The organism is Azotosporobacter soli (genome assembly GCF_030542965.1).
GTDB lineage: Bacteria > Bacillota > Negativicutes > SG130 > SG130 > Azotosporobacter > Azotosporobacter soli.
This window is the reverse complement of sequence record NZ_JAUAOA010000002.1, coordinates 52,528-70,120: the sequence shown is the minus strand read 5'-3', so window position 1 is coordinate 70,120 and position 17,593 is coordinate 52,528. Positions and strand designations below refer to the sequence as shown.

Sequence of the window (17,593 nt, the reverse complement as noted above, 5' to 3'; positions counted from 1 at the left end):
AGCGCAAATCAGAAGAGGCGGATAATAAAAAGAGGGATTTAAAACTGAATAACGAAGAAGTACGGAACAGAAAACGAAGCGGCTCCTCACGTTGCAATCGGCATGTTGCCGGAACTTTGCGCAAGAAATCAAGAACAGGTAGGTGTTTGATGCCATGAATCTTGAAACTGCTGATGCTGTTGACAGTACGTTTATCGGCTGGCTACGCTTTACAACAACGCTTCCCAACACCGGCAGCGAACGCCATTATCCCGTGAAAAAAGACATTCTCGATTCCTGGTTGCGCTGTAGACAGGCGAAAGTCGATCCGGATGATGAGCGCATACACGCCAGCTTAAGCGATGCGATGCTGCAGGATTTGTTGCACGAGAAACGGGAACTGATTGCGATTGCGAAACCGTTTATGCAAAATCTGTATCGCATCGTTGCCGGCTCGGGCTTTGTTGTGGCCTTAACGGACGAACGCGGTTATATCATGGAGATTCTGGGCGATGAAGACACGCTGACCAATCCGATGACGGTGAGCTTTTTCCAAGGCGCGAGCTGGAGCGAGAAAGAAGCCGGAACGAATGCGATCGGTACGGCGGCGCTGTTGCGAAAACCGGTGCAGGTTTCCGGCGCGGAACATTACTGTCGCAAGCACCATGCGCTGACCTGTTCGGCAGCGCCGATTTTGGATGCGCAGGGGCAGCTGCTTGGCATATTGGACGTTTCCGGCGCGTCGAGTTCCGCGCATCTGCATACGCTCGGAATGGTCGTGGCCGCGGTGGAGGCAATTGTCGGCCAGATGGACATTCGGGAGAAGAACAAGGCGCTGAACGTGACGAACAAGCGCTTGACGAACATTTTCAATACGATGTCGGACGGCGTGATCATGATCGACAGCAACGGCATCATCAGCGACTTGAATCCGATTGTGCCTCAGATATTCGGTTCGGTCGTCAATCAGGTCGAACTGAAAGCCGGGGTCTCCGTCGAATGCCTTTTGGGTGCGAAACAGATCGCGATTCGAAAAATGCTGAAATGCAAGAATGCCTTTTCCGACGTTGAGATCATGGTGGAGACCAGTGAAGGCCTCAACCATTGTCTGGCATCCGGTACGCCGGTGACCAACGAACAGGGCCATGTGATCGGCGGCGTCATTGTCTTGCGGCCGATCCAACAAATTCAAAGTTTGGTGAACCGCTTTAACGGAAATTACGGCGCGTTTCATTTCAGCGATATTATCGGCGAAAGCAAATCGATTCTGGAAGCCGTTCGCGTGGCCGCGCGCGCGGCGATGTCAACCGCCAATGTGCTTTTGCAGGGCGAAAGCGGTACAGGCAAGGAGGTCTTTGCGCAGGCCATTCATAACCGGAGCGCACGCTGCGCCGGGCCTTTCATTGCTGTCAATTGCGGTGCCTTGCCGCGTGAATTGATCGGCAGCGAGCTGTTCGGTTATGCGGATGGCGCGTTTACCGGCGCCAAGCGCGGCGGCAAACCGGGCAAGTTCGAGCTGGCTTCCGGCGGCACGCTCTTCTTGGATGAGATCGGCGACATGCCGCTCGAGCAGCAGGTGGCGCTCTTGCGTGTGCTGCAGGAACGGAAAGTGAATCGAATTGGCTGCGATAAGGAAATACCCGTTGACGTACGGGTCATTTGCGCAAGCAATAAGAAATTATTGACGGAAGTCGGCAAAGGAACGTTCCGCAACGATCTTTACTATCGCTTGAATGTGATTTCCATTACGATCCCGCCGCTAAGAGAACGCGCGGAGGACATCGTCCTCTTGTTCAATCATTTTTTGGAAAAACTGGATAAGCATCGCCGTTCCTTTGAACTTGATGCGGATGTGCAGGAACGGATCGTGCGTTATGACTGGCCGGGCAACGTGCGGGAATTGCAAAATGTCGTAGAGCGAATCGTAAGCCTGACGGAAGAAACAAGGATAACGCGGGAGAATCTGCCGCAGGAAATATGCGACTGGCAGGACGGCGGCGCAGAAACAGCTGAACTAAAAGAAGCAGCGGGCGGCTGTAAAACGGAACGGCGTCAGCGTCTCTGGGAGGATGAGGAGCGGAAAGAAATTCTCACGCTGCTGGAGAAACACAGGGGCAATATCAGTTTGATTGCGCGTACGCTCGGGATTTCCCGCAATACGCTGTATCGAAAGATGAAACAATATGCCATTTATCATTAGTGCCAAAGTGTTAGCGTAGTGTTCTATGAAAGTGACACTTTTGAACAGGTGTTACAGGTATGCTCATGCAATAAGCGTAGTGCCGCCGGATAAGGTGACAGTTTTGCACAGGTAATAAAAACGATTGATGCCAATGGATAAGTTACTTTGAACGACGAAAAAGGCTGTAGGAAAACTTAGCGTAAGTTTTCCTACAGCCTTTTTCGTCGTTGGCATGAAATATGCAATAGAAAAGAACATTGTTGAAAGATTCGCAAAATATAGACGCGGCGAGGGAGGTCGGCTGATGAGAGCAGTTTCAGTCTATCAGGCGGAAGGCATGGTGCTTTGTCATGACGTGACCGAGATTATTCCCGGAAAACGCAAAGGGAGGGCGTTTAACAAAGGACATGTGATTCAAAAAGAAGATATAAACAAACTGCTGATGATTGGGAAGGAAAACATTTACGTTTGGGAAGTCAACGAAAAACTGCTGCATGAAAATGACGCGGCAAGGCGGTTTGCACGCGCCGCAGCAGGCGAAGGCTTACGTTTGGCCGAAGCGGCGGAAGGCAAGGTCGAACTGAAAGCCGCCGTTACCGGTTTGTTAAAGATAAATGTGGAAGCGTTGGAGCGAATCAATGATATCGATCAACTGGCCGCGGCGACGCTGCATTCGAATCAGATCGTCCAGGCCGGAACAAAAATCGCGGGCTGCAAAATTATTCCGTTGGTGATTGAAACGGAAAAGATTCGCCAACTGGAAGAAATCTGTGCGCAGCATTATCCGCTAATGGAAGTCAAGAAATTGCAGGCGTTCAAAATCGGCGTCGTGACAACCGGCAGCGAGATCTATCACGGACGGATAGAAGACGCGTTCGGTCCGGTGCTGGAAAAGAAATTTCAGCAATGGGGCAGTTCGATTCTGAAACAGATTTTCGTGCCGGATGATGCGGAGCGGATTGCCGAAGCGATTCAACATTTGCTGGCGCTCGGCGCGGATATGATTGTCACGACCGGCGGCATGTCGGTCGATCCGGACGATGTGACGCCTGCGGGCATCCGGGCGGCCGGCGGAAAGATCATTTCTTACGGCGCGCCAACGCTGCCGGGCGCGATGTTTATGCTGGCCTATTTTGGCTCCATTCCGGTTCTCGGTCTGCCGGGTTGCGTGATGTATCACAAGAGCACGATTTTTGACCTCGTCGCGCCGCGCATATTAGCCGGCGAAGAACTGACGCGCAGGGATATCACCAAACTGGGGCATGGCGGACTTTGCCTCGTCTGCGATGAATGTCGCTATCCGGAATGCGGTTTCGGCAAAGGCGGCTGAAGAGAAGAGAATGCTCCGGTATTTTGGGGATAGACGCCCCTGAAATATAGAACGAAGAAAAAGGAGATAAGAGAAGAGATGCAAAAAAAAGTGCTGATTATCAACGGGTTGGCGAGAACGTTGATCGTTGACCCCGAATCCACTCTGGCGAGCGTGCTCAGGGAACAGCTCCTGCTTACTGGCTGTAAGGTCGGTTGTAATCAAGGACAATGCGGTACTTGCTCGATCATCATGGACGGCAGGGTCGTACGCTCCTGTATTGTAAAAATGAAACGGGTGCCGGATGAAGCGCTGATTACGACGATCGAAGGTCTGGCGACGCCGGACAATCTCCACCCGCTGCAGACGGCCTGGATGGGCTATGGCTGCGCGCAGTGCGGCTTCTGCAGTCCCGGCTTTATCTTGTCGGCGAAAGTATTGCTGGATGAAAATCCGAGTCCGACCAGAGAGCAGGTGCGCGACTGGTTCCAGAAGAACCGCAATGCCTGCCGCTGTACCGGTTATAAACCGCTGGTCGACGCGGTAATGGCCGCAGCCAAGGTGCTGCGCGGTGAAATGCGCAAGGAAGAGCTGCTCTTTACGCCGGTCGGCAATAAAATTTACGGCACTACCTATGTACGGCCATCCGCATTGCAAAAAGTCACCGGCACCTGGGATTACGGCGCTGACGTCGGCTTGCAAATGCCGCCGGGAACATTGCGCTTGGCGTTGGTGCAGGCGGAAGTTTCGCATGCCAATATTAAGGGCATCGATACTTCCGCAGCGGAAAAGATGCCGGGCGTTTACAAGGTCATCACGCATAAAGACGTAAAAGGGAAAAACCGCATCACGGGTTTGATTACGTTCCCGAGCAACAAGGGCGACGGCTGGGATCGTCCGATCCTCTGCGACGAAAAAGTCTTCCAGTTCGGCGATGCGATCGCGATTGTGGCGGCCGATACCGAAGAACATGCGAAGGCTGCGGCGAAAGCGGTTAAAGTGGACTTGGAAATTCTACCTGCCTACATGAGCGCCCCGGAAGCGATGGCTCCCGATGCGATCGAAATTCATCCCGGCACGCCGAACGTGTACTACGAACAGGGCGTCGTAAAAGGCGAAGAGACGAAACCGTTCATGGAAAATCCGGATTTGGTCATTGCGGAAGCGGAAACGTACTGCAGCCGTCAGCCGCATATGCCGCTGGAGCCGGATTGCGGCAGCGCGTACATCGATGAAGAAGGTCGCCTGACGATTCATTCCAAGAGTATCGCACTGCATTTGCATCATGCGATGATCGTCGCCGGTATCGGCATCGAACCGGAAAAATGCCGTCTCGTCGCGAACCCGACCGGTGCGACCTTCGGCTATAAATTCAGCCCGACCAATGAAGCGTTATTGGGCGTCGCATGTCTGGCCTGCGACGGAAAACCGGTTTCGCTGAACTTTACGATGTTCCAGCAAATTACCTATACCGGCAAACGCTCACCGGCGCTGGTCAAAACAAAACTGGCCGCCGACAAGAGCGGAAAATTGTTGGCGATGGAAACGAACTGGTGGCTCGACCATGGTCCATACAGCGAGTTCGGCGATTTGAACTGCATACGCCAAGGGCAGTTTACCGGCGCCGGTTACGACATCAAGAACATTCGCGGCCACGGCAAATGCGTCTGCACCAACCATGCCTGGGGTTCGGCCTTCCGTGCTTACGGTTCGCCGAAAGCGTTCCTCTCTTCCGAAACCGCGATCGATATCTTAGCGGAAAAACTGGGCATGGACCCGCTCGAATTGCGCTATAAAAATGTTTACCGTCCGGGTTCGACGACGCCGACAGGGCAAGTGCCGGAAGTCTTCTGCCTGCCGGAAATGCTCGACAAAATTCGTCCGTATTGGGAAGAGGCGAAGAAGCGCTGTAAGGAACTTTCCACGCCGGAGAAAAAACGCGGCGTCGGTCTGGCCATTGGCACATACGGTTGCGGTCTGGACGGCCCGGACAGTTCCCATGCCTGGGCAGAATTGACGAAAGACGGCGTAACGATCGGCAACTCGTGGCAAGACCATGGCCAGGGCGCAGATCTTGCGACGCTGACGCATTCGCATGAGACGCTTCGCCAGATGGGCATCCGACCGGAACAAATTAAGCTCGTCATGAATGATACGGCCTTTACGCCGGCCAGCGGTCCGTCAGGCGGCAGCCGTCAAAACGTCATGACAGGAAACGCGACTCGCGTCGCCTGCGAAATGTTGGTCAACGCGATGCGCAAGGCGGACGGGACGTTCCGCAGCTACGATGAAATGGTTGCGGAAAAGATACCGCTTCATTATGACGGCACCTGGACGGCTTCGATGTGTACGGACTGCAGCTCGGAAACCTGTCAGGGCGATCCGTTCCCCATCTATATGTATGCGGTCTTTATGCCGGAAGTCGAAGTGGATATGAAGACCGGCAAGGCAACCGTCGTGCGCTTCGTCACCGTTCAAGACATCGGAACATTGACGAACAAGACGACTTGCGACGGACAAGTCTACGGCGGCTTGGCGCAGGGGATCGGTCTTGCGCTTAGCGAAGACTTTGAGGATCTCAAGAAACATACCAATTTGGTTGCCTGCGGCCTGCCGTTCATCAAGGACATTCCGGATGATATGGAAATCATCTACAATATCACGCCGCGCGAACTGGGACCATACGGCGCGGCCGGCGTAGGCGAAGGCCCGCTGACGTCGCCGCATCCGGCGATCCTGAATGCGATTTACAACGCCTGCGGCGTTCGCATTTTTGCAGTTCCCGCATTGCCGGAGAAAATCAAAGCGGGACTGGATGCATTATCTACCCCCAAATAACGGTTGCTGCGAAATACCGGAAAAGCAGAAAAACTGAAACGGATTGGAAAGCTGCAAGGCTTTCCGTTCGTTTCGGTTTTCCGCATCCGGGAGGAGGGGGATATTATGGATCAAACGGATCAAAAATTATTGCGCCAACGCGAGGCGCAATGCAGCCAGGAGAATCCGCCGGGCTGTACGAGTGGCTGTCCGGTTCATGTTGACGTCAGAGGCATGGTGGACGCTGTTTGCAAGAAAGAGTATGAAAAAGGACTGGCCTTGTACCAGCGCGCGCTTCCTTTTCCGGGCATTATCAGTAGAATTTGCGACCAGCCTTGCCGGAAACAGTGCAGGCGCAGTGAGCTGGATGAGGCGGTGTTCGTCAGAGCGGTCGAGCAAATCTGCGTCGCTAAGAATCCGGTCAATGTCGCGCTAAAACCGTTGCCGCTAAAAAATAAAAAGGCGGCTGTTGTGGGCGCTGGCTTAAGCGGACTGACGGCGGCTTTTGAACTGGCGCGAAAAGGATACGCGGTAGAAATTTTTGAAGCCACCGAACGCTTGGGCGGCTTGATTTGGCTTTCTTCAAAGCAAACGTTGCCGGAGCAGGTGATCGACAACGATTTTTCTGTTTTTGCGAAACTGCCTGTGACAATGCATTATCATACGACCATTACGGCGCTAGAGCCGCTTTTGCAAGAATTTGATGCGGTCTATTTGGCGACCGGAGCGCAACTGCTTTGGAAACAGGATGGTACAACAGACCGGAATAAAAGAGAAGCGCTTGCCGTTGATCCGCTGACGCTTGCGACCAATCTGCCAACGGTGTTTGCCGGCGGCAGTCTAAGAGGCGAAAGCCGGTCTTACTCGCCGATTGCGTCGATTGCGGACGGGAAAAAAGCCGCAACTTCGATCGACCGCCTTTTTCAAGGCGCGTCTCTTTCGGCAAACCGGGAACTGGAAGGTCCCTATGCGACTTCTTTGTACACGAATATTGAAGGAGTCCCTGCCGAACCTATGGTGCGGCCAAGCGGTGCGGACGGCGGCTATACGGAACAGGATGCGCTTAAGGAAGCGCAACGTTGTTTATTGTGCGAGTGCTTGGAATGCGTAAAAGTTTGTGAATATCTGGCTCATTACCGCTCTTATCCCAAACGGTATGTGCGTGAAATATACAATAACTTATCGATTGTCATGGGAATCCATCGTGCGAATAAAATGATCAATTCCTGCAGTCTGTGCGGTTTGTGCGAAAGAGTGTGCCCGGGAAATTTGAATATGGGCGAGATTTGTCTTAAAGCGCGGCGGATGATGGTGGATAAAGGGAAAATGCCGCTTTCAACGCATGACTTTGCCCTGCGCGATATGCAGTTCAGCAACAGCGAGCACTGTGCGCTCAGCAGACACCAAGCGGGCTTTGCTTCGAGTCGGTATCTGTTTTTTCCCGGCTGTCAATTGGCGGCTTCGTCGCCGCAACAGGTAAGACAGGCCTACGCCTTTCTGACGGAGACGTTATCCGGCGGCGTCGGATTGATGCTGGGCTGCTGCGGCGCACCGGCCAACTGGGCGGGACAAGAGGCGGTATTCGAGGCCGCCACGCAAAACCTGGCGCTAAAGTGGAGGGAACTGGGTAAGCCGCGCGTGATAACGGCCTGTCCGTCTTGCCATAGTCTCTTTAAACAGCATTTGCCGGAGGCGACGCTCGAAAGTTTATGGACGGTATTTGCCGAGCACGGCTTGACGGAAGCGCTGCCGCCGCTTGCGCCGCCTAAAACGCTGGCGGTGCATGACAGCTGCGCGGCACGGCTGGAGAAGACAATGCAAGACAGCGTGCGCAGTATCGCAGCGCAGCGCGGCTTTACAATCGAAGAACTGCCGTTGAACCGTGAGCATACGACTTGTTGCAGTTACGGCGGACTGCTGATTCATGCGAACAAAGAAGTGGCGCAAAAGGCGATACAACGGCGGATTGGGGAAAGCGAAGCCGACTATCTGACCTACTGCAGCATGTGCCGCGATCATTTTGCCAGCCAGGGAAAACGTGCGTATCATGTATTGGATCTTGTTTTTAATGACGGCGCGGATGAGCGGGCCGTAAAGATGGGGCCGGGCTATTCGCAGCGGCAGGAAAACCGGGAAAAGCTAAAAATCGCATTTTTGAAAGAGGTTTGGGGTGAAAGCGTGGAGGAAGCGCAAACGGAGGTTAAACTTATCATTCCGGAAAGTGTGAGCGCGGTCATGGAAGAACGAATGATTCTTGCTTCCGACGCGGCCAAGGTCATCGCGCATGCGGAAAGCAGCAAAGAGCGGCTTACCAATCAGGAAAGCGGAAATTTCATCGCGTATCGGCAACTGGGAGCGGTAACGTATTGGGTGGAATATGTTGTCGAAAACGATGCGTTTCTTGTGCGAAATGCGTATTGTCATAGAATCAATATTACGGAGTAGCGGAGGCGAGCGATGAGCAATCAGATTCTGCAAGCAGAGGCGAATATTGAATGCGACAAATGCAAAGTTAAGCTGACATTGGGAAGTGTAAAGCTGGATTATCTCGGCAGCAGCTTTCCGGTTGAACTGTACAAGTGTTCGCAGTGCGGTTTGGTTTATGTCCCGGAAGCGTTGGCGACCGGGAAGATGAAACAGGTAGAAGAGGCGCTGGAGGATAAATGATGCTGCAGCAACATCCGGGCGGATCTGCTTTGACAACAAGGCTGATCGACTGTTGTGCGTTTTCGCCAAATGCAATTGTTGTGGACGTCGGCTGCGGCAGCGGCGAAACGGTGGAATATTTGTGCGAGCGGCGCGGTCTTGACGCCTGCGGCGTCGATTCCGCAGAAAACCGTTTGGCAGAAGGGCGAAAGCGTGCGCCCCATTTGGCGCTGCTGCAGGGAAACGGCGAACGGCTGCCGTTTCCCGACGCTTCGCTGGACGGAGTCATCGCCGAGTGCAGCTTGTCGGTCATGGCAAATCCGGAAAAGGCGATTAAAGAGTTTCATCGCATCCTGCGCAGCGGCGGAACGCTTGGAATTACCGATGTATATGTCAGGCTTCAGGAAGAGACGCTGACCTGTTATTTGCCGGAAACGGGCGTCGATTTGCTGGCGATAGTCAGAGAGAATGGCTTTCGGATACGGGTCTTTGAAGATCAATCGCGCTGTTTGCGCGAATTTGTCGCCTCCTATATTATGCGCTACGGCGAAGCGGAGGCATTGCAACAATGTTTTCCCTGCTGCAGGATGCAAAGCGGGCAAGAAAAAAGAAAAATTGGCTATTTTTTACTGGCGGCTGAAAAATGAGAGACGGAAGGATGAATGATGATGGAAAATAAACCATGTCCGCGCTGCAATCAGGCGATGTTGGACAATGCTGCGCTCTATCAATGCTGCCGGTGCTTTACGGTGTATTGCAAACAATGTACGGATACGGAAGAGGGGCGAAAGTGCCCGAAGTGCAGGATGGGACAGCGATTGGTCCTGTCCGGCGGGAAATAGAAAAAAGGAGAGAAAGACGATGCAAGACGAACGAGACGATTTCCCCGAACAGATCGAAGCCGAGATGATCACAGTCGAGGTCATCGACAAGCATAGCGGGAAAAAATTCCGCCGCAGCCTGCCGATTCAGTATCTGGAAAACGGCAATGGCATCATCCTGTGCGGTGAAACTCTGGACGGCAAACCGGCGAATATCCATTTACTTTCGACCGCGGCGCTGTCACGGATCAGCGAACTGTTCGGCAAGGGGGCGGATCGCCCGCGCTGCAGCGAGCATTAAGCGAAGAAAGGCGGAACCGAGATGAATGAATTGTTCTTCAAGCTGGTCGAGTTATCGCAACAGGGCTTCTTATGCAGTCAAATCTTGCTGCTGCTCGGCCTCGAGGCGCAGGGCAAAGAAAATCCGGATTTGGTACGCGCGATGAACGGCTTGATCGGCGGAATGGGCTTCTGCGGCAAGACTTGCGGCGCTCTGACCGGCGGTGTTTGTCTGCTTGGCCTTTATGCCGGAAAGGGTTCGGCCGAAGAAATGGAAGACAGCCGTTTGCATGAGATGGTCAGAGAGTTTGTCGAATGGTTTGAACAGGAAGAGACGGCAAAATACGGCGGCACGGATTGCAATACGATCCTGGAAAATAATCCGGCGAACCGGAGCGCTCGTTGTCCCCAGTTGGTGCAGAATGTGTATGGAAAAGTAATGGCCATTTTGGCGACGAACGGCTATTCGCCTTCGGGTGAATACAGTAGTTAATGCGACGAGAAGGATGGGATAAGCGTGAAAAAGTTTTATCAGGAAGCGGTTCGCTTGCTGTCAGCCGGTGAAAGCATAGTTTTGGCTACGATCGTGCATAGTTCCGGTTCGTCGCCGCGCTCAGCCGGAGCCAAGATGATCGTGCGCTTTGACGGCTCCATCATCGGTACGGTCGGCGGCGGCCGCTTGGAGGCGGAGACGATACGCCTTGCCAAGGAGGTCTATGCGACCCGTTTGCCTGTCATTCAGCCTTTCGATCTTACGGGGAATGACTCGGCCGGATTAGGTATGATCTGCGGCGGGGCGGGAAAAATGATCATCGATTACGTCAGCGCAGAAGGCGGCGTGAATCAACAAGTCTATGAAGCGCTTCTTTCAACACTGGAACATGCGCAGAAAGCATGGCTGATTACTGAACTGACGCAGGATGCGGAGCGGGTGCGGCGCAGGCAGCAGTGTCTGGTGCTTAAGGATGGTACGATTATCGGTGATTTTCAATGCGAACAGAAATTTTTGAAGCGTCTGTCGGCGGCCCCGGCGTCGATAGCGATCCATACCGATGCCAGGGATGGACGACTGTATATCATGGAACCGATCCGTCCGGCCGGTACGGTGTACTTGTTTGGCGCAGGTCACGTTTCGCAGCAGGTGGCGCGTTTGACCAGTATGGTCGGTTTTCAAACGGTGGTGTTGGATGACAGAGCCGATTTTGCCAATCAGGAACGTTTTCCGGAGGCGGAAGTCCGACTGATCGAGGAATTTGAGGAACTGCCGGAGTTAGGCATCGGCAGTGATAGTTATCTTGTCATCGTGACCAGAGGCCACTTGCATGACGGCAGCGTGCTGGAACAGGCGCTGGGAACGAAGGCCGCCTATATTGGCATGATCGGCAGCAAGAAGAAGCGGAGCGCTTTGTATGGTGCGCTGGAGAAAAAAGGCTTCAGCGCCGAGCAACTCAATCGCGTATACTCGCCGATCGGTATCGACATCTACGCGGAAACGCCGGAAGAAATCGCAGTGAGCATTGTGGCCGAACTGATCAAGGCCAGAGCGGAGCGTGAGAGATGCGTAGCGGCGAAAAAATAGCCGGATTGATTGTGGCTGGAGGATACTCTTCGCGCATGGGCGTCTTTAAGCCGTTACTGCCGCTGGGCGAAAAAACGGTGATTGAGACGGCTGTCGACAGTCTGCGACGCGCCGGCATCAAAGACATCCGGGTCGTGACGGGGCATAACGCGGCAGAATTGTCTCCCGTACTGGAGCGGCTGAGCGTCAAGGTCATTGAAAATACTTCTTATGCAGATGGCATGTTTTCTTCCGTACGCGCAGGCGTGTCAAGTTTGGCGGGAGAGGCGGAGGCTTTTTTCCTTTTGCCCGGCGATACGCCGCTGATCCGGCGGCACAGTGTGAAGGACATCCTACAGGTTTACCGGAAGACCGGCGCAGCCGTTGTCTATCCGGTTTTCGCCGCTGAACGGGGGCATCCGCCGCTAATTAGCGCGCAGTGCTTTGCGCGGATTCTTGCGCATGATGGAACGGGCGGCTTAAGGAACGTTCTGACTCAATTTGACGCGACGGCCCGGGAAGTCGACGTTGCGGATCAGGGCATCCTGATGGATGTGGATACGCAGGAGGATTACCGGAAGCTGGTCGAATATCACCGGCGACGCCAGATTCCGACGCCTGCCGAATGTGACGCCATGCTGAAGAAATACCAGGAAGACGGCGGTGTGGCGCGACATGGACGCGCCGTGGCCGCTGTCGGTTGCAGTTTAGCGGAGTCGCTCAATCAGACCGGACTGCAGCTGGATCTTGAACTGGTTGCGGCGGGGGCTCTTGTTCACGATGTGGCGAAAGGAAAGCGAAATCACTCGAAGCGCGGCGGAAAACTGGCTGCGTGTTGGGGATTTTCTGCGTTATCCGGCATCATCGCCTCGCATATGGATATGGAATTTAGTGCGGACGGCATAATTGACGAGACGGCGATTGTTTTTCTCGCGGACAAATTGGTGCAGGACGATCGACGGGTGAATTTTTTGGAGCGTTTCCGACCGGCCTTGGATCGTTTTTCCGGAAACCAGGAAGTGCTGGCTTCCATCCGCCGCAAAATAGAGACGGCGGAAGCAATCGGCGCAAAAACGCTGCAGCGTTTAGGCCTGCAGAGTTTTGATGAATTGCAAGTATAAGGAAGGGAGGGGGAGCGTAATGAAATTTGCATACCTGAACAATGCGGCGACTTCCTGGCCGAAGCCTCTACAGGTCAGTGAAGCGGTGGCCGCCTGCATCCAACAAGTCCCTTGCCATAGCGGGCGCGCTGCTTTTGACCGAGCGGATGCAGCTGGAACGTGCCGCACCTTGCTGGCCGAATTGCTTCAAGTGACCGATGAGCGGCAAATCGTCTTTGCGCCAAACGCGACCCATGCCTTAAATGTCGCACTGCATGGTTTGCGTTGGCAGAGCGGCGCGAACGTAGTCACGTCGGCTGCGGAACACAATTCGGTGCTGCGCCCGCTGCATTATCTGGCCAAAACGAAAGGGCTGCAAATTCGGATCGTTCCCGTCGATCATTCAGGACGGATCGTCGTGGAAGAATGGGCGGCTGCCATAAAAAAATACCGGCCGCAGCTCGCCGTTTTTATGCATGCTTCGAATGTGACCGGTGCGGTCAACGATGCGGCGCTGCTCGCGAAGCTGGCCAAAGAGGCTGGAGCCGTCACGCTGCTCGATGCGTCGCAGAGTATGGGCATCATCCCCGTTTTTCCCGAACAGTGGAAAATCGATTTAGTGGCCTTTACTGGACACAAGTATCTACTAGGGCCGACCGGAACGGGCGGGCTATATATAGCGCCTCATATGACGGCGGAACTGGAACCGGTCTGGGTCGGAGGAACCGGAATTCAAAGCGAACTGGATGAAATGCCGTCCATGATGCCGACGCATTTCGAAGCCGGAACGCCGAATGATTGCGCCTTTGCCGGTTTGGCGGCTGCGTTGGCTTGGCGCAGCGAACATCCGCTGGAAGAAAAGGGACTACATTCTTTGACGGAACGGTTGTGTAGCGGATTAAAAGAGCTGGGGGCGAATGTGATTGACGTTGAGGCGCCGAGGACGCCGGTTGTTTCCTTCACGTTGGAGAACTGGGCTGTGGAAGAGGTGGGCGAGATACTGCAAAAAAGTTTTGGCATTGTCAGTCGCACAGGGCTTCACTGCGCGCCGCGCACTCATGCTTTTTTGGCGACAGCGCCGTCAGGCACTGTGCGTCTCAGTCTGTCGCGCTTCACGACGGAGCAGGAAATTGAAGATTGCCTTAGCGCAATAGGAGCGATGCTGCGTGAGACAGATTGAGTGCAGGAAAGTGGAAAACTGTTTCGCCGGCAATCATATCTATGAGTATCGCCTAAGAGTAAGATTGATCGAAGCCTTCATCCTCGCCCTTGGCGCCGTCGGTACCTTGACCTTCCACCGGAATTTCCCCCGGCCTTTTTTCAAAGTCGTTCTTGCGGACGGCGCAACGGTGAAAGGAGTCTTGAACGATACTGTTATGAAAGTGCAATATACTGACGACGATCCGAAAACGAGCAAGGCGCAATTTGAAACCATATTGGAAGAACTGCTGGAGCGGCAAAGCAAAGAGATGGAGTGAACGCTGCGCATGAATGACAACGAATTAAAAACGCAAGAGACATGGCTGTCCGCGACGCAAAGCGTATGCCCGGAATGTCTGCAACGAATTCCGGCGCAGCGCGTGCGAAGAGGCGAACGCGTAATTTTGAAAAAATGTTGTCCGGAACACGGCGAAGCGGAAGTCTGCATCTGGCATGGACAGCCGGATTATCAGGAATGGATCAATTTGCAACCGCCGACGTCGCCGAGCGCTTCTGCGCCAGGAACGGAGGCGGGTTGCCCCTTTGACTGCGGTTTGTGTCCGAAACATCGCCAGCAAACCTGCTGCGTACTCCTGGAAGTGACAAAATGCTGCAATCTGCGCTGTCCGGTCTGCTTTGCCTCGGCTTCAGCCGATAGCAACGAGGATCCGAAGCTTGACGTGATTGAAGGTTGGTACCGCATGCTCATGCAGAGCGGCGGGCCTTATAACATCCAGTTATCAGGCGGTGAGCCAACGCTGCGCGATGATCTGCCGGAAATTATTTCGTTGGGCAAAGAGCTGGGCTTTACCTTCTTTCAAGTCAATACGAACGGCCTTCGCCTGGCAAGCGACGCTTCGTATGTCGCAAGATTGAAAGCGGCCGGGCTGAACTGCGTCTTCTTGCAGTTTGACGGATTGGATGATCAGGTGTATGCGAAGCTGCGCGGCCAGGCACTGCTGGAAAGAAAAAAACAAGTGATCGAAGCCTGCGCTCGCCATGAACTCGGCGTCGTATTGGTCGTGACGCTGAAGCCCGGTGTCAATGACGCGCAGATTGGCGCGATCTTGCATTTCGCGGTCGAAAATATGCCGGTCGTGCGCGGCGTACATTTTCAACCGATCAGTTATTTCGGACGTTATCCGAAAGAACCGCAAGAGAAGGATCGGATAACGATCCCGCAGCTGCTGCGTGAAATTGAAAAACAGACGGCGGGACGGATGCAAGCCGCGCATTTCAGACCGCCCGGCGGCGAACATGCGCATTGCTCGTTTCATGGAGATTTCATGTTGCTGCCGGACGGGGAATTAAAGCCTCTGCTCCAGGAAGGCGGCGCTTGCTGCAGCGCGAAAGCTCCGCTTGAAACGGCGAAACGTTCGCGGCAATTTGTCGCCCGCCAGTGGTCCGCTGCGCAGCCTGCCAAAGCGGCTTGCGAAAAAGAACAGACGAGACTCGCTGCCGGAAATCTGGACAGCCTTGATGAATTCCTGGCGCGACTGAACACGTATAAACTGGCCGTATCCGGCATGGCTTTTCAGGATGCCTGGACGCTCGATCTGGAGCGGTTGCAGCAATGTTTTATTCACGTCGTCGCCCCCGACGGGCGCTTGGTTCCTTTTTGCGCATACAACCTTACCGACCGGCATGGCCGCGCTTTGCACAGGAGGAACGGATGATGGAAAAAGCAATTCTTACACCGTTGGAACATTGGATTGAGGAAAAAATCGGCTTGGCAGACGGATTGTCGCGCGAAGCCATCGCAGCTTATCAGCTGGAAATGCTGAACGTGACGCTTGACCGCGTCCTGCGCTACAGTCCGTTTTACCGGCAGCATTTGGCGCAGGCCGGTTTGAAAGCGATCTATCGATTGGACGACATGGCGGCCTATCCGTTTACAACGGCGGATGACGTCAGGCGCTATGCGGCGCAAATGCTCTGCGTCTCGCAAAGTGAGATTAATCGGGTCGTTACCCTGCATACGTCAGGGACGACCGGCGATCCGAAGCGGCTCTATTTCAGCCGCGCCGATCAGGAACTGACGATTGATTTTTTTCGTTGCGGCATGTCGACCTTGACCAAGGCGGGCGATAAAGTATTGATCCTGCTGCCGGGCGAACGGCCGGGCAGCGTTGGCGACTTGCTGGCAAAGGCTCTGGAACGCAGCGGCGTTCTGTCCGTCCTTTATGGTCTCGTTGCGCAGCCGCTGCAGGCCGTCGAAGTCATGCGCCGGGAAGAGGCGACGTGTCTGGTCGGCGTTCCGGTGCAGGTGCTGGCGATGGCCCGCTGCTGGGAACAGCAGGGCGGCAACGGCTGGCGACCGCAGCAGATTCTCCTGAGTACCGATCATGTGCCGCAGATCGTTGCGCAGGAGTTGAAGCGGATTTGGCATTGTGAGGTCTACGCCCATTACGGCATGACGGAAATGGGCTTGGGCGGCGGCATCGAATGTGCGGCACAAAGCGGCTACCATCTGCGCGAAGCCGATCTGTATTTTGAAATCATCGATCCTTTTTCGCTGCGACCCGTACCGGATGGCGAATATGGTGAGCTGGTCTTTACGACGCTGACAAGGCAGGGGATGCCGCTAATACGTTACCGAACCGGCGACTTGTCGCGCTTTATTATTGAACCCTGCCCGTGCGGCAGTAAGTTGCGCCGTTTGGAGCGGGTCAGAAGCAGAATCGATGGAATCGCTTCTTTGACGAATACGCATGAAATTACAATGGCCGATCTGGATGAAGCGTTGTTTGCCTTGCCGGAAGTGGTCGATTTCAGCGCACAGCTGACGGATAAGGGCATGATGCTGTTGAAACTGGTTGTGACCATTAGACCGGACGCTGTTTCGTTTGATGAGCGTATAGTGCTGCGTTCGCTCCGGCAACTCGATCCGATTCGTTCGACGGAGCAGGAGGGGAACCTGTCTCTTGCGGTGGAAATTATCCGTCAGTGGTCGATTGCCTTTGGCAAAAGGTCGATTGCTGTTGCAAAGGAGCGTGCGTGTGGTGCGTTTGAATAAAGAAGAACGGCGTATCTATCTGCTGCGCCACGGCAGCATTGAAAAACCGGATTGCGAGCGGCGCTATATCGGACAGCTTGATCTGCCTCTTTCGGCGGATGGGGTGCACGAAGCCTGCTTGTTGGAGGCTGCTTTTCGCGGCAAAACCATTTCCGCTATGTTTTGCAGCGATCTGATCCGTTCGATTGCCACAGCGAAAATTATTTGCCGCAAACTGACCGGGAATATCTTCATCCGTCCCGATTTAAAAGAGATCGGCATGGGCGAATGGGAAGGGAAAACGTTCAAAGAAGTTGCGCAAACGTATCCGGACGAATACGCGAAACGGGGAAGCCGGATCGCGGACTACCGGATTCCGGGCGCGGAAAGTTTCGCGGAGTGCGGCGCGCGGGTCAGTGCGGCCTTCAAAGAAATAACGGCGATGACGCAGGGGGATATCCTGATTGTCGGCCATGCGGGCGTCAACCGCCTGCTGCTCACGCAGCTCCTCGGCATGCCGCTCGAAAATATGTTCCGTCTCGGTCAGGACTATGCCTGCGTCAATATTCTGGCGGGCGAGAATGGGAATTATCGCGTGATGTTGCTGAATGGTAAAGGTGTTGGTTGAAGGTTTAATGCATGACCAGCAAATGATTTTAGCGAAGAGAGGAATTGATCTCTTAGCGGCGAAGTAATTTCATTCAAAG

The 17,593-nt window shown here is 54.2% G+C and carries 16 protein-coding genes; all 16 read left to right on the top strand.

What is annotated here, in order from left to right; translation table 11 throughout:
* Positions 1 to 154 precede the first annotated feature (154 nt).
* The gene (locus tag QTL79_RS02330) at positions 155 to 2,179 is read left to right on the top strand and encodes a sigma-54-dependent Fis family transcriptional regulator (protein WP_346353327.1); all 2,025 of its coding nucleotides are present in this window, start codon (positions 155 to 157) and stop codon (positions 2,177 to 2,179) included.
* A 286-nt stretch (positions 2,180 to 2,465) separates the two neighbouring features.
* Complete coding sequence (locus QTL79_RS02325; protein WP_346353326.1) at positions 2,466 to 3,491, top strand: molybdopterin-binding protein; 1,026 nt, start codon at positions 2,466 to 2,468, stop codon at positions 3,489 to 3,491.
* Positions 3,492 to 3,569: 78 nt separating this feature from the next.
* Complete coding sequence (locus QTL79_RS02320; protein ID WP_346353325.1) at positions 3,570 to 6,308, top strand: molybdopterin-dependent aldehyde oxidoreductase; 2,739 nt, start codon at positions 3,570 to 3,572, stop codon at positions 6,306 to 6,308.
* 105 nt (positions 6,309 to 6,413) lie between these two features.
* The gene (locus QTL79_RS02315; RefSeq protein ID WP_346353324.1) at positions 6,414 to 8,732 is read left to right on the top strand and encodes a pyridine nucleotide-disulfide oxidoreductase/dicluster-binding protein; all 2,319 of its coding nucleotides are present in this window, start codon (positions 6,414 to 6,416) and stop codon (positions 8,730 to 8,732) included.
* A gap of 12 nt (positions 8,733 to 8,744) precedes the next feature.
* The gene (locus QTL79_RS02310; RefSeq protein ID WP_346353323.1) at positions 8,745 to 8,954 is read left to right on the top strand and encodes a DVU_1557 family redox protein; all 210 of its coding nucleotides are present in this window, start codon (positions 8,745 to 8,747) and stop codon (positions 8,952 to 8,954) included.
* Complete coding sequence (gene trsM / locus QTL79_RS02305; protein ID WP_346353322.1) at positions 8,951 to 9,580, top strand: DVU_1556 family methyltransferase; 630 nt, start codon at positions 8,951 to 8,953, stop codon at positions 9,578 to 9,580. Before QTL79_RS02310 ends, trsM begins: the two co-directional genes overlap by 4 nt.
* Before the next feature lie 21 nt (positions 9,581 to 9,601).
* A complete protein-coding gene (locus QTL79_RS02300) occupies positions 9,602 to 9,775 on the top strand; it encodes a hypothetical protein (RefSeq protein ID WP_346353321.1) in 174 nt (57 codons plus the stop codon).
* Between the two features lie 19 nt (positions 9,776 to 9,794).
* On the top strand, positions 9,795 to 10,055 hold the full coding sequence (locus tag QTL79_RS02295; RefSeq protein ID WP_346353320.1) for a hypothetical protein: 261 nt from the start codon (positions 9,795 to 9,797) through the stop codon (positions 10,053 to 10,055).
* Between the two features lie 21 nt (positions 10,056 to 10,076).
* Positions 10,077 to 10,526, top strand: a complete 450-nt coding sequence (locus QTL79_RS02290; RefSeq protein WP_346353319.1) for a DVU_1555 family C-GCAxxG-C-C protein — start codon at positions 10,077 to 10,079, stop codon at positions 10,524 to 10,526.
* Positions 10,527 to 10,550: 24 nt separating this feature from the next.
* Positions 10,551 to 11,612: an XdhC family aldehyde oxidoreductase maturation factor gene (locus tag QTL79_RS02285; protein WP_346353318.1), complete on the top strand. Its 1,062-nt coding sequence runs from the start codon at positions 10,551 to 10,553 to the stop codon at positions 11,610 to 11,612.
* Positions 11,591 to 12,712 carry a DVU_1551 family NTP transferase gene (locus QTL79_RS02280; RefSeq protein ID WP_346353317.1) on the top strand — a complete coding sequence of 374 codons (1,122 nt, stop codon included), beginning with the start codon at positions 11,591 to 11,593 and terminating at the stop codon, positions 12,710 to 12,712. Before QTL79_RS02285 ends, QTL79_RS02280 begins: the two co-directional genes overlap by 22 nt.
* A gap of 19 nt (positions 12,713 to 12,731) precedes the next feature.
* Entirely contained in the window at positions 12,732 to 13,871 is a 1,140-nt protein-coding gene (locus QTL79_RS02275; RefSeq protein WP_346353316.1) for an aminotransferase class V-fold PLP-dependent enzyme, read from the top strand.
* A complete protein-coding gene (locus tag QTL79_RS02270) occupies positions 13,858 to 14,169 on the top strand; it encodes a hypothetical protein (protein ID WP_346353315.1) in 312 nt (103 codons plus the stop codon). Before QTL79_RS02275 ends, QTL79_RS02270 begins: the two co-directional genes overlap by 14 nt.
* A gap of 9 nt (positions 14,170 to 14,178) precedes the next feature.
* Positions 14,179 to 15,567, top strand: a complete 1,389-nt coding sequence (trsS, locus tag QTL79_RS02265; protein ID WP_346353314.1) for a radical SAM (seleno)protein TrsS — start codon at positions 14,179 to 14,181, stop codon at positions 15,565 to 15,567.
* Positions 15,564 to 16,907, top strand: coding sequence for a DVU_1553 family AMP-dependent CoA ligase (locus QTL79_RS02260; protein WP_346353313.1), 1,344 nt, complete (start codon positions 15,564 to 15,566; stop codon positions 16,905 to 16,907). The genes trsS and QTL79_RS02260 overlap by 4 nt, the downstream gene beginning before the upstream one ends.
* A complete protein-coding gene (locus QTL79_RS02255) occupies positions 16,894 to 17,514 on the top strand; it encodes a histidine phosphatase family protein (RefSeq protein WP_346353312.1) in 621 nt (206 codons plus the stop codon). The genes QTL79_RS02260 and QTL79_RS02255 overlap by 14 nt, the downstream gene beginning before the upstream one ends.
* The last annotated feature ends 79 nt before the right edge of the window (positions 17,515 to 17,593 follow it).